We start from the raw sequence: 13324 nt of genomic DNA, 5'->3' as shown, positions 1-13324 counted from the left end.
CCGCATGACCAACCTGCGCGCGGACCTCAAGCTGGTCGTGGGCGCGGCGACGGCGAAGGCGCTGGCCAAGGGCCTCAAGATCGAGACGGTCAGCGACCTCCTGCGCCATTACCCCCGCCGCTACGCCGAGCGCGGGCAGCTCACCGACATCGCCGGTCTCGAACTCGGCGAGCACGCCACCGTGATGGCGCGGATCGAGCGGGTCAACAAGCGCCGGATGAAGGCGCGCAGCGGCACCTTGCTCGAAATGGTGATCACCGACGGCAAACGCCGTCTGCAGTGCACCTTCTTCAACCAGGCCTGGCGCGAGAAGGAGCTCGTACCCGGCAAGAACGGGCTGTTCGCGGGCAAGGTCACCGCCTTCCGCGACGTCCTCCAGCTGGCGAACCCCGAATACGAACTGTTCGACGCCGACCGGCAGGCCGAGGCGATGGACGACTTCCTCGCCGAGATCATCCCGGTGTACCCGGCGGCGCAGGGGATCCCGACCTGGGTGATCGCCAAGGCCGTCCGGCAGGTGCTGGACGTGCTGGAGGTCGACGAGGACCCGATGCCGATCGAGCTGCTCGCCCAGTACGGCCTGCCCAGCCTGGAAAGCGCGCTGCGCGGTATCCACCGTCCGTCGGGCTGGGACGCGCTGAACTCCGCGCGCCGGCGGCTCAAATGGGACGAAGCCATGGCGGTGCAGCTGATTTTCGCGCAGCGACGGCATTCCCTGGTCTCGCGGCCCGCGAAAGCCTGCCCGCACACCGAAGGCGGCATCCTCGACGCCTTCGACCAGCGGCTCCCGTTCGCGCTGACGTCGGGCCAGCAGGAGATCGGCGAAGAGATCGCCCGCGATCTGTCCACCGAGCATCCGATGAACCGGCTGCTGCAGGGTGAGGTCGGTTCCGGCAAGACGGTGGTCGCGTTGCGCGCCATGCTGCAGGTCGTCGATTCCGGACGGCAGGCGGCGATGCTCGCGCCGACGGAGGTCCTCGCCGCGCAGCACGCCCGGTCGTTGCGCGAGATGCTGGGCGACCTCGGGCAGGCGGGCGAACTCGGCGGCGCGGAGAACGCGACGCGCGTGACCCTGCTGACCGGTTCGATGGGCGCCAAGGAACGCAAGAAGGCGTTGCTGGAGACGGTCAGCGGCGAGGCCGGGATCGTCGTCGGCACGCACGCGCTCATCCAGGACACCGTGTCCTTCGCGGATCTCGGCCTGGTCGTGGTCGACGAACAGCACCGCTTCGGCGTGGAGCAGCGGGACGCGCTGCGTTCCCGCGGTTCCGACGAGACCAGCCCGCACGTCCTCGTCATGACCGCGACACCCATCCCGCGCACGGTCGCGATGACCGTCTACGGCGATCTGGAGACGTCCGCGCTGCGCGTGATGCCCGCCGGCCGGTCGCCGATCAAGACGTCGGTGGTGCCGGTCGCGGAACGGCCCGCGTGGCTGGACCGGGCATGGCAGCGAGTCCGCGAGGAATGCGGCAAGGGCCATCAGGCGTACATCGTCTGCCCGCGTATCGGGGACGAACCTGCTTCGGACAAGGGGGACAAGCGGCCCGCGCTCGCCGTCCTCGACGTGGCGCCCGAGCTGGCCGAAGGACCGTTGAAGGGGCTGAAGATCGGCGCCCTGCACGGCCGGATGCCCGCCGACGACAAGGACGCCGTGATGCAGGCGTTCGCCAAAGGTGACCTGGACGTGCTCGTCGCGACCACCGTGATCGAGGTCGGCGTGAACGTGCCGAACGCGACGGCGATGGTGATCATGGACGCCGACCGCTTCGGCATCAGCCAGCTGCACCAGTTGCGCGGCCGGGTCGGCCGGGGCAGCGTGCCGGGGCTGTGCCTGCTGGTCACCGAGACCCTGGACGGGACGACCACCCGCGAGCGGCTCGCCGCCGTCGAGTCCACGACGGACGGTTTCGAACTGTCCAGAATGGACTTGGAACTGCGCCGCGAGGGCGACATCCTCGGCGCCGCGCAGTCGGGGAAGAAGTCGACGCTGAAGCTGCTTTCGTTGCTGCAGGACGAGGAGGTCATCGCCGAGGCGAGGGCCCGCGCGTCGGAAATCGTCGAAAAGGACCCGGCCTTGGGGAATTACTTGGGGCTGGCGCACATGATCGCCGACGTCGTCGACGAAGATCGTGTGGAGTACCTGGAAAAAAGCTGACGTGAACATCTCTGCCCGATCGGACCTTGCCGCCGGACGGGCCGAGGGGTTTTCCTCGATCCGTACGGGCGAGGGAGGCCGGGATGACAGCAGCGGTGCGGGTCCAGCTCGGTGAGGAGGGGGCCGACGCGGAACGGGTCGAGCGGCTCGCCGGGTACCTCCGAGGGGAACTGATCGATCGCGGCGTTTCCGACGTCAAGGCGTTGCCCGCCGGTGAGGCGCCACCAGGCTCGCGGGGCTTCGACGTGGCGACCGCGGGCGGCCTGCTCGTCACGCTCGGGAAGTCCGCCGACGGCCTGCGCTCGGTCGTGACGGCCGTGCGGGAATGGCTTTCGCGCGGCGGACGGGTGAAGCGCACGGTCCGGCTGGAGATCGACGGCGACGTGCTGGAGCTGTCCGAAGCGACGCTCACCGATCAGGACAAACTCGTCGATCTCTTCGTGAGCAGGCATTCGTCGTCATGACCGGCGAACGGCGGGCCCTGATCATCGCCAACGGGGAGTACGACAACCCCGGGCTGAGCGCGCTGCGGTCCCCGGCCGCCGACGCCGAGGCGCTCGCCGAGGTCCTCGCGGACCGTGCCGTCAGCGAGTTCGACGTCCAGGTGGTACGCGACGAGACCGCGCACGTGATCGCGGGCCGGGTCGAGGATCTGTTCGCCGACAGCGCGCCGGACGACGTCCTGCTGGTGCATTTCTCTTGCCACGGCTTGAAAAGCGAATCGGGCGAGCTGTTCTTCGCCGCCCGCAACACCCGGCCGGAGCGGCTCGCGTCCACCGCCGTCCCCGCCGACTTCGTCCAGCGCTGTATGCGGATGAGCCGGTCGCGCAGCATCGTCCTCCTGCTGGACTGCTGTTACGGCGGCGCTTTCAGCCAGGGGGTCGCCGTGCGCGCCACCGGCGAGGCCAACGTGCTCGACGCGTTCCCCGGCGGGGGTTTCGGCGGCCGAGGCAGGGCGGTGATCACCGCGTCGAACTCCATCGAGTACGCCTTCGAGGGTGATCACCTCGCCGACGACCACGCGCGGCCGTCGGTGTTCACCTCGGCACTGGTCGACGGGCTGCGGACGGGCGACGCGGACCGCGACGAGGACGGCTGGATCGCGCTCAGCGAGCTCTACGACTACCTGTTCGACAGTGTCCGGGAGCGGAATCCGAATCAGACACCCAGTCGTGACATCGAGATGCAGGGCGAGCTGTATCTGGCCAGGAGCAGGCGCCGCCGGATCAAACCGTCGCCGGTCCCGGCCGATCTGCGCGCGGCGAGCGAGGATCCCAACATGTTCACCCGCCTCGGCGCGGTGACCGAACTCCAGCGACGGCTGACGAGTGAGAACCTGTCGGTCGCCATCGGCGCGCACGAGGTCCTCACGACGATGGCGCAGACCGACATCCGGCATATCGCCGAGGCCGCCGAACTGGCGCGGGCCGAAGCGCGGGTGCGGGCCGAGTCCGAAGTGGTCCGGTTCGGCGAGGTCGTCCGGGGGACGCGGCCGGTGGCGCGCGTCCGGCTGGCCGGGCCGCCGATCGCGCGGGCGTGCCACTTCGCCTCGTCGCATTCCTGGCTGCGGGTGACCGAGGACGCCGACGGGGCCGAGATCTCCCTGGAGCTGTCGGAACTCGGGGCGTTCGACGGGCGGATCACGGTGACCGGACCGACCGGCGAGGTCGTGGTACGGGTCGAGGGCCAGGTGGTCGCGGAACCCGCGCCGGTGCCGCCGTCGCGGCCCGAACCGGCTCCGAAACCCGCCCCGCCCGTGGAGATCCAGGAAGCGACGGTCGTGGAACCCGTGCGGCCGGTCGAAGCCGCGCCGAAGTTCGAGCCGTTCGCCGTCGCCGCGAGTGTGCTCGCGTTCGCTGCCGCGGTGTACCTGCTGCCTATCAGTCTCGCGCTCAGCCGCAGCATGGAGGACTTCTTCGAAGACGGCGGCTGGACGGTCGTACCGCTCGGCATCTTCGCGATCGCGGCGGGGATCATGATGTTCCTGCCTGCCACACGCCGGTTGGTGGGGCCGGGAGCGCTGTGCGGGCTCGCGCTGCTTTCGGCGATCCCGTCCGGGCCGGTGCTGCTGGTCCTCACCGACGGCTGTCTGCTCGCGGGGGCCGTCTGCGCGCTGATCTCGGTGCGGCGTGACCGGAGTTTCCGTCTCGGGCTGGGGAAGCCGAGGGGCGGGCTCGCCATCGCGGCCCTCGTGGCCGGGGCCGCCGGTACGGCCGGGCTGGTGGCGGAGGCCGTCGAACTGCTCGACTACTCGTCGAGCCGGGCCGACGAGGCGGCGATCTACCTCGTGGTCTCGGTGGTGCTCCTGATCGGGACGCTGCTCGGTGTGCTGCTGCGGCCGGCGGCCTTCGGGATCGCCTTCCTCGGCGGGGTGGCCGGAGGCGGCATCGTCATGGCGTGCGTGCTTTCCTACGCGATGCCGAGCAGTTCGAGCGTCACCGGCGCCGGCTGGTGGATCGCGCTGGGGGCGGTGCTCGCGCTGGCCGTCGTGACCGGTTTCGCCGCCCGCGAAGTGAAAAGCTGACGATGGCCACGATCCGCCTCGCGACCGTCGAGGACGCCTGGCCCATCGCGGAGGTGAACGTGCGGTCGTGGCAGTCGGCGTACCAGGGCCTGCTGCCCGAGCTCTACCTTCGCGATCTGTCCGTCGAGGGACGGGCGGCCCGCTGGCAGCGGACGCTCGCCGATCCCGCCAACCGGGGCGACATCCTGGTCCTGGTCGAAGGCGGAAAGCTCCTCGGCTTCACCGCCGTCGACCGGGTCCGCGGGGAACTGCGCGCGATCTACCTCGAACCGGCGCGCTGGGGCACGGGACTGGGCAGGCTGCTGCTCGACACCGCCGTCGCCGCGCTGCGGGATTCGGGGCACCGCGAGGCGACGCTCTGGGTGCTCGAAACCAACGAACGCGCCCGGCGTTTCTACTCGGCCGGGGGATGGGTGCCGGACGGGGCGACGAAGACCGACACCATGCCCGGCGAGGACGTCCCGCTTGCCGAAGTGCGCTACCGGATCGCTCTCGTCAGCGCTTGAACCAGGCGGTTTCCTCGGGTTTGTTGAGGGTGACGATGATGCCGACGGCGATGCCCATGCCGATCAGCTGGGTGATCGCCCCGCCGTTGACCAGACTGATCAGTCCCATGACGACGGAGAGCCCTTCCACGGCGATGACCGTCGGCCGCACCCAGGGCGAACCGTGGGAAATCCTTGTCGCGCAAGCGATCAGCACGGCGGCGACGACGAAACCGAGGATCGCCAGCGCGAGGGCGAGGCCGGCTTCCTCGTTGCCGTGGTCGAGTTCGTTGATCGCGAGCGCGGTCACGAGCACGCTGACGAGGATGTTGAGGACCGCTTGCACCCAGAGGAAAACGCGGACGAACTTGAGCTGGCGCGGCATCTCGCGCGTCGGCTTCCGGACTTCCTCGGTCATGACGGTCCCCTCTCGTGGCACGGAGAAACCAGTCTGGCCCGGAAAGTTCCCGGCGCTGACGGTAAAACTGACCTCAAGAGCTCGGGCGTAGCGGCGTTTCTGGCTCTATCACCCTTCAGTATTGTTTCGCCGGTTTCATTGTCGCTTAAATTGCGAACACAGGTTCGATTATCTTGAGATATTATCCAGAGGTGTCCAAGACTGTTCTTCCCGAGTTTCCGCAGGTTGTGCGGGAGGCGTCCGTCGGTTGGGGCGGTATCTGGCCGAGATCGAGTCCCGGGGTGTCAAAGACTTGTCTGGTCCTGGAGTCGGACACCGTATGTGAACCCGGCTCGGGGATCCGGGCCGGGTTCACTCCTGCGCGATCAACTCAGGCTGGGCCTCACGACTTGTACAGGTAGACCTCGGCTCCCTTGCTACCTTTACCGAGATCCAAGTTGATCTTCTTGTCGGTGCCCCAGCCGCAGGCGGACACCTTCTTCGTCTTGCCTCCGGTCATGTTCGTGGCCTTCACCCGCGCACATTTGCCGTCGAGCGCGGTGTCCTTGACGTGCCCCCGGACGTGCACCCGGCCCTTTTCGCACGTGATGTCCCACTCGGCGTAGCCGCCGCTGATGCTGACCTCATTACCGGTATCCGGGCAGGCACCCAGCACGACCGGCGCGCCGGTCGTGCCACCGTCGGCGGCTGCTGCTGTCCCCGTCGTAACGCCGAACGCCAGCGCGACGCCGGCAATCGTGGACACGACAACATGCTTGGTTCGCATGATATTTCCCCTCTGTGGATGTTGCTGACGAAACCACAATCGCCGCCGCACGAATCGATCACCACACCTTTTCGCTGCAGTGAAAACCTCCTTCTCCCCGGTAAGCCGCTCGTTGCTCATGACCAGACCGAACTGGCGGGTGGTCGTTAGCGGCGATTCGGGTTATTGAGAGGTAAGCCAACGGTGGCGTGCTCAGAGCCGGGTCTCGCGTGCTTGAAAGCGGATCTCGTGTGCGTGGAGCCGGGACACCCGAGTGCGGGATCCAGGCACGCGTGTCCCGTGTCTGAGCACGCGCGTTACGCCTTCGCACTGCCCATCACCCCGGCGAACAGGCCGCCCGCAATCACGACACGTTTGGCTTACCCCTCAAGGGATGGCAGGCATGGCCCTTGATCAGCGAAAATCGGGGACGTTGAGTGTTCTCGATCCTCCGTCGACCAAGCTCCATCGCCGACATAACCCACGGCCATGAAGGAATCGGGACACTCAACGTCCCGATTCCTTCATCAACAACCGATCACGCCCCACCGCGTATTTCCGCGACTAAACGTGTGACCGAACGAAGGCGCCTTCGCGCGCGGCGACCGCCACAGCCCGTGCGGTGACCCGTGCGTCCGCCACCGTGACACTTTCCCGCGACAGGAAGAGCCGGTAGAACATCGGCCCGCACACCGCCCGCACCAGTTCGTCGCCATCCGTGCCGGCCGGGATCTCGCCCCGCGCGACGGCCCGTTCCGCGATCGGCGCCATGCGCACGTGCCGGTCGGCGTAGAAGTCGTGCAGCGCCTCGGCCGCTTGCGGAGACTGGAAGGCCGCCAGGACCGACGCCGTCGGCAACTCCTTCAGCGCGGGCTCGGTGAAGTACCGCACCACCTCGGCCGCGACCTCGTACAGATCGTCCTCGAGCGACCCCGTGTCGGGCGCCTTCCAGTCGTCCTCCGCGCCCATCTGCAGCGCGGCGGCGACGAGACCGTCCGGTGAGGACCAGCGCCGGTACACCGTGGTCTTGTGCACGCCGGACCGCTCGGCGACCGCCTCCACGGTCAGTTCGCCGAACCCGCGTTCGGCCAGCAGATCGAGGGTGGCGTGCAGCACGGCCTGGCGCGTGCGTTCGGTCCGGCCGCCGGGCCGCTGGGTGCCGGAGGTTGCCAATTGCTACTCCTGTTGCGTTAGTGTGGCCAGTATGTCAGACCCAGCGAAGATCGCCGAACTCGTCGGAGACGCCAAGATCGTCGCCATCGGTGAGAACAACCACCACGTCCACGAGTTCGGCGACCTGCGCAATCGTTTGCTCCAGCACCTCGTCGAGCACCACGGCTTCCGGGTCTTGGCGTTCGAATCCGGATTCGCCGAAGGAAAGCTCGTCGAAGACTGGCTGAAGGGCGCGCCCGGGGACGTCGCCGACATCGGTCGCGACGGCTTCACGTTCTCGCTCGGGGAGTCCCCTGAGGCGCACGAAATGCTGACGTGGCTGCGCGAACGGGGCGACGTCCGGTACTGCGGCCTCGACGTACCGAGTTCCGCGGGCTCGCCGGTGCCATCGCTCGACGCCGTCCGCGCCTATCTGTCCACTGTGGACCCGGATGCGGCGGGCCTCGTCGACGCGGCGATCGAGGCGACCAAGGGATACGCCTCGGTCAGCAGCGCGGACGCGCCCGCCAAGTACGCCGCCCTCGACGACGCGGCCAAGGACAAGGCGACCGCGGCGCTCACGCGGCTCAAGACCCACCTCACCTCGCTGCGTCCCGTCTACGGGGACACCGCCGTCGCGGAGCACCACGTCGAAGGCGCGGTACGCGTCGACGCGTACCTCGCCGAGGTCGCCGCGATGATGTCCGGCGACGCGCCCGCCCTGCAGAGCGGTTCGCGCGACGCGTACATGGCCGACACCGTCCGGCTGATCCGGCGGCTTCACGGTGACGACACGAAGATCGTCGTGATGCTCCACAACGGACACCTCCAGCGCGTGCCGTTCTCGCCGTTCCCCGGCCTCACCTCGCCGTCGGCGGGGACGCATCTGACCGCCGAATTCGGCGACGACTACTTCGCGCTCGGGCTCACCGCGGTCGAGGGCGAGACCACCGGGCTCAAGCCGGATGCGACCGCGCGGCTCGGTTTCACCGTGTACCGCCAGGAATTGGACGCTCCGGCGGACGGCAGCGTCGAAGCCGAGGGCCCCGGCCTGGTCGACCTTCGCGCGCGACGTGGAACCGAGGGACCACAGAGCATCCGGCACGCGCACCTGTTCAACCCCGTCGACGTCGTCGAGGCGTTCGACGCGCTGGTCTGCTTCCCGAAGTCGACGGTCAGCGCGCATATCGGCCAAGACCAGTCGAACGGGTGACACGCCGGGGTTGCCGCCCCGCAGGTACAGGCGTAGAGCCAAGACATGATCATTCGACTGGTACGGATCATGGCCGCGCTGGCGCTCCTGGTGCTGGTGGCGCAGCCCGCTTCCGCGACGGAAGTCCAGCAGAACCCGCCGAACTGGGGGCTGGACCGGATCGACCAGCGAACCGGTCTCGATCAGCTCTACCACTACGAGACCGACGCCAAGGACGTCACGGTCTACGTGATCGACAGCGGGGTCGACGCGGCGCATCCGGACTTCGGCGGCCGCGTCAAACCCGGTAAGGACTTCCTGAACGGCGGCACGGACACCACCGACACCAACGGTCACGGCACGTACCTGGCCGGTGTCGCCGCGTCGAGGACCTTCGGTGTCGCGAAGGCCGCGCAGATCGTCCCGGTCCGGGTGATCGACGCACAGGGCGGCGGCGCGACCGACAAGATCATCGCGGGTATCGACTGGGTGACGCAGAACGCACGGCAGCCCGCCGTCGCCGTCCTCGGCATCGGCGGCGCGGCCAACGACCAGCTCGACGCCGCCGTCCGGGCGCTCGCGGCGGTCGTCCCGATCGCCCTCCCGGCGGGCGGCGAGGCCACCGACGCGGGGAAGTTCTCACCCGGCCGGGTCACCGAAGCGCTCACCGTCGGATCGACCGACGCCAGTGACCAGGTCGGGTCGACGTCGAACTACGGCGAGGTCGTCGACCTGTTCGCGCCCGGCGTCGACGTGCCGGGACCCAACGCCGGCGGGAGCGGCGGCCGGGTGCTCAGCGGGACGTCGTCGGCCGCCGCGCACGTCGCCGGGGTGGCCGCGCTGTACCGCGCCCTGCACCCGGACGCCTCGGCGCCGGACGTCGCGAAGGCCCTCGTCGACCTCGCTTCGGTCGACGTGCTGACCGGGGTCCACGAGGGCACCGCGAACAGGTTGCTGCAGAGTCCCGGAGCGCAACTCGGCCAGGAATGATGTCCATCACCTGGGCAACAACTCCCGCCCTGCGGGAGCGAGCAGGTAACGTGCCTCACCTACCGATCCGATGATGGGAAGGACCGGCATGTTCCGCAAGGTACTGGTCGCCAACCGGGGTGAGATCGCCATCCGCGCGTTCCGCGCCGGATTCGAGCTCGGCGCGGGCACGGTGGCTGTGTTCCCGCACGAAGACCGCAATTCGCTCCACCGGCTGAAGGCCGACGAGGCCTACGAGATCGGCGAACCCGGTCACCCGGTGCGGGCCTATCTGTCGGTCGAGGAAATCGTGGCGGCCGCCAAGAAGGCGGGCGCAGACGCCGTCTACCCCGGCTACGGCTTCCTCTCCGAGAACCCGGACCTCGCGCGCGCGTGCGAGGACGAAGGAATCACCTTCGTCGGGCCGAGCGCGGACATCCTCGAGCTGACCGGCAACAAGGCCCGCGCGGTCAAGGCCGCCCGCGACGCCGGTGTGCCGGTGCTGGGTTCTTCCGAACCGTCCTCCGACGTCGACGCGCTGATCGCCGCGGCCGAGGAGATCGGCTTCCCGGTGTTCGTCAAGGCCGTCGCCGGTGGTGGCGGCCGCGGTATGCGCCGCGTCCAGGACCCCGCGCAGCTGCGCGAGTCCATCGAGGCCGCCGCGCGCGAGGCCGAGTCGGCCTTCGGCGACCCGACGGTGTTCATCGAGAAGGCCGTCGTCGAGCCGCGCCACATCGAGGTCCAGATCCTCGCCGACGGCGAGGGCAACGTGATCCACCTCTACGAGCGCGACTGCTCGGTCCAGCGGCGGCACCAGAAGGTCGTCGAGCTGGCCCCGGCGCCGAACCTGCCGTCCGAACTGCGGGACCGGATCTGCGCCGACGCGGTGAAGTTCGCCCGCCAGATCGGCTACCGCAACGCCGGCACCGTCGAGTTCCTGCTCGACCGGGACGGCAACCACGTCTTCATCGAGATGAACCCGCGTATCCAGGTCGAGCACACGGTGACCGAGGAGGTCACCGACGTCGACCTCGTCCAGTCGCAGCTGCGCATCGCCTCCGGCGAGACACTCGAAGACCTCGGCCTGTCGCAGGACAAGGTGTACCTGCGCGGCGCCGCCCTGCAGTGCCGCATCACCACCGAGGATCCCGCCAACGGTTTCCGCCCGGACACCGGGATGATCAGCGCGTACCGCTCGCCCGGTGGTTCCGGCATCCGCCTCGACGGCGGGACGGCGTTCGCCGGCACCGAGATCAGCGCGCACTTCGACTCGCTGCTGGTGAAGCTCAGCTGCCGCGGCCGCGACTTCAAGACCGCCGTCGGCCGCGCCCGCCGCGCGGTCGCCGAGTTCCGGATCCGCGGTGTGGCCACGAACATCCCGTTCCTGCAGGCCGTCCTCGACGACCCGGACTTCCGCGAAGGCCGCGTCACGACGTCGTTCATCGAGGAGCGCCCGCATCTGCTCACCGCGCGCCATTCGGCCGACCGCGGGACCAGGCTGCTGACCTACCTCGCCGACAAGACGGTCAACAAGCCGCACGGCGAGCGTCCGCGCACCCTCGACCCGCAGGTGAAACTGCCGAAGCTGCCCAAGGGCCTCGAACCGGCGCCCGGCTCGAAGCAGAAGCTCACCGAACTGGGCCCGGAGGGCTTCGCCCGCTGGCTGCGGGAGTCGCCGACCATCGGCGTCACCGACACCACTTTCCGCGACGCGCACCAGTCGCTGCTCGCCACCCGCGTGCGGACGAAGGATCTGCTCGCCGTCGCGCCGGTCGTCGCGCGGACCACGCCGCAGCTGCTCTCGCTGGAGTGCTGGGGCGGCGCGACCTACGACGTCGCGCTGCGGTTCCTCGCCGAAGACCCGTGGGAGCGGCTGGCGAAGCTGCGACAAGCGGTGCCGAACATCTGCCTGCAGATGCTGCTGCGCGGCCGCAACACCGTCGGCTACACGCCGTACCCCACCGAGGTGACCAACGCCTTCGTCGAGGAGGCGACGGCGACCGGCATCGACATCTTCCGGATCTTCGACGCGCTCAACGACGTCGAGCAGATGCGCCCGGCGATCGAAGCCGTCCGCGAGACCGGATCCGCCGTGGCCGAGGTGGCGCTCTGCTACACCTCGGATCTGTCGGACCCGGCCGAAAAGCTGTACACGCTGGACTACTACCTCAAGCTGGCGGAGCAGATCGTCGGCGCGGGGGCGCACGTCCTGGCCATCAAGGACATGGCGGGCCTGCTGCGGGCGCCGGCGGCGGTGCGGCTGGTTTCCGCGCTGCGCAAGGAATTCGACCTTCCGGTGCATATCCACACGCATGACACCGCGGGTGGGCAGCTGGCGACGTACCTCGCCGCGATCCAGGCCGGGGCGGACGCCGTCGACGGTGCCGTCGCGTCCATGGCGGGCACGACGTCGCAGCCGTCGCTGTCCGCGCTCGTCGCGGCCACCGACCACTCGGACCGGCCGACCGGGCTGGATCTGCAGGCCATCGGCGACCTGGAGCCGTACTGGGAGAGCGTGCGCAAGATCTACGCGCCGTTCGAGGCGGGGCTCTCGTCGCCGACCGGGCGCGTGTACCACCACGAGATCCCGGGCGGTCAGCTGTCGAACCTGCGCACGCAGGCGATTTCGCTCGGCCTCGGCGAGCGGTTCGAGGACATCGAGGCGATGTACGCGGCCGCGGACAAGATCCTCGGGCACCTGGTCAAGGTCACGCCTTCGTCCAAAGTGGTCGGTGACCTCGCGCTGCACCTCGTCGGCGCGGGTGTCTCGCCCTCGGATTTCGAGGCGGAGCCGAACAAGTTCGACATCCCCGACTCGGTGATCGGCTTCCTGCGCGGCGAACTGGGCGACCCGCCCGGCGGCTGGCCGGAGCCGTTCCGCACCAAGGCCCTCGAAGGCCGCGCGCAGCCGAAGCCGGTGCAGGAACTGTCCGAAGAGGACCACAAGGGACTGGCGGAGAACCGGCGCCAGACCTTGAACCGGCTGCTGTTCCCCGGGCCCACGAAGGACTTCGAGGCGCACCGCGAGCAGTACGGTGACACCTCCGTCCTGCCGTCCAAGGACTTCTTCTACGGCCTGCGGCCGGGCGAGGAGTACTCGGTCGACCTGGAACAGGGTGTCCGGTTGCTGATCGAGCTGGAGGCCATCGGCGAGGCCGACGAGCGCGGGCTGCGCACGGTGATGTCCACGCTCAACGGCCAGCTGCGCCCGATCCAGGTCCGCGACACCGCGATCGCGTCGGACATCCCGGCGACGGAGAAGGCCGCCAAGGGCGACCCGAAGCAGATCGCCGCGCCGTTCGCGGGTGTGGTCACGCTGCAGGTGTCCGAGGGCGACGAGGTCGAGGCCGGTGCCACGGTCGCGACCATCGAGGCGATGAAGATGGAGGCGTCGATCACGGCGTCGACCGGCGGCAAGGTGTCGCGGCGCGCGATCAACGCCGTCCAGCAGGTGGAAGGCGGGGACCTGCTGCTCGTCCTGGAGTGATTTGCCCGTGAAGGCCCCCTTCCCTCGGTCGAGTTCAGTCCTGCCGCGCGTCAGCGCGCCCGTTGAGGGCGGCGGCGGGGGCATGGATGGACGAGGAAAGGGGGCCTTCACGCGCAGTGGCGGGGCGATGGTGTCGCGAAAGCCACAGTGATGATGATGTGTGTGGATGGAGTTCTGGCGGGGTCTGGCTCGGA

General features: G+C 69.1%; 10 protein-coding genes. 7 read left to right on the top strand and 3 right to left on the bottom strand.

What is annotated here, in order from left to right; translation table 11 throughout:
• Positions 1–4 precede the first annotated feature (4 nt).
• From recG to AMK34_RS33440, 4 genes are all read left to right on the top strand, one after another.
• Positions 5–2158, top strand: coding sequence for an ATP-dependent DNA helicase RecG (gene recG / locus AMK34_RS33455; RefSeq protein WP_073848041.1), 2154 nt, complete (start codon positions 5–7; stop codon positions 2156–2158).
• Between the two features lie 83 nt (positions 2159–2241).
• Complete coding sequence (locus tag AMK34_RS33450) at positions 2242–2622, top strand: hypothetical protein (RefSeq protein WP_073848040.1); 381 nt, start codon at positions 2242–2244, stop codon at positions 2620–2622.
• Positions 2619–4682, top strand: coding sequence for a caspase family protein (locus AMK34_RS33445; RefSeq protein WP_073848039.1), 2064 nt, complete (start codon positions 2619–2621; stop codon positions 4680–4682). The genes AMK34_RS33450 and AMK34_RS33445 overlap by 4 nt, the downstream gene beginning before the upstream one ends.
• 2 nt (positions 4683–4684) lie before the next feature.
• On the top strand, positions 4685–5188 hold the full coding sequence (locus tag AMK34_RS33440; RefSeq protein WP_073848038.1) for a GNAT family N-acetyltransferase: 504 nt from the start codon (positions 4685–4687) through the stop codon (positions 5186–5188).
• Here AMK34_RS33440 and AMK34_RS33435 read toward each other — a convergent pair.
• The 3 genes from AMK34_RS33435 to AMK34_RS33425 form a co-directional block, all read right to left on the bottom strand.
• The gene (locus AMK34_RS33435; protein WP_073848037.1) at positions 5178–5585 is read right to left on the bottom strand and encodes a hypothetical protein; all 408 of its coding nucleotides are present in this window, start codon (positions 5583–5585) and stop codon (positions 5178–5180) included. The genes AMK34_RS33440 and AMK34_RS33435 overlap by 11 nt on opposite strands.
• A gap of 382 nt (positions 5586–5967) precedes the next feature.
• A complete protein-coding gene (locus tag AMK34_RS33430; protein ID WP_143202696.1) occupies positions 5968–6471 on the bottom strand; it encodes a hypothetical protein in 504 nt (167 codons plus the stop codon).
• Positions 6472–6894: 423 nt separating this feature from the next.
• Complete coding sequence (locus AMK34_RS33425) at positions 6895–7503, bottom strand: TetR/AcrR family transcriptional regulator (RefSeq protein ID WP_073848035.1); 609 nt, start codon at positions 7501–7503, stop codon at positions 6895–6897.
• Positions 7504–7534: 31 nt separating this feature from the next.
• Here AMK34_RS33425 and AMK34_RS33420 point away from each other — a divergent pair, with 31 nt between their 5' ends.
• The 3 genes from AMK34_RS33420 (at position 7535) to AMK34_RS33410 (ending at position 13130) form a co-directional block, all read left to right on the top strand.
• Entirely contained in the window at positions 7535–8695 is a 1161-nt protein-coding gene (locus tag AMK34_RS33420) for an erythromycin esterase family protein (protein ID WP_073848034.1), read from the top strand.
• A gap of 69 nt (positions 8696–8764) precedes the next feature.
• On the top strand, positions 8765–9664 hold the full coding sequence (locus AMK34_RS33415) for a S8 family peptidase (protein WP_073848033.1): 900 nt from the start codon (positions 8765–8767) through the stop codon (positions 9662–9664).
• A gap of 88 nt (positions 9665–9752) precedes the next feature.
• Positions 9753–13130 carry a pyruvate carboxylase gene (locus tag AMK34_RS33410; RefSeq protein WP_073848032.1) on the top strand — a complete coding sequence of 1126 codons (3378 nt, stop codon included), beginning with the start codon at positions 9753–9755 and terminating at the stop codon, positions 13128–13130.
• The last annotated feature ends 194 nt before the right edge of the window (positions 13131–13324 follow it).

The organism is Amycolatopsis sp. CB00013, assembly GCF_001905755.1.
Taxonomy (GTDB): domain Bacteria; phylum Actinomycetota; class Actinomycetes; order Mycobacteriales; family Pseudonocardiaceae; genus Amycolatopsis; species Amycolatopsis japonica.
The sequence above is the reverse complement of the archived record's forward strand: the minus strand, read 5'-3'. Positions and strand labels throughout refer to the sequence as shown.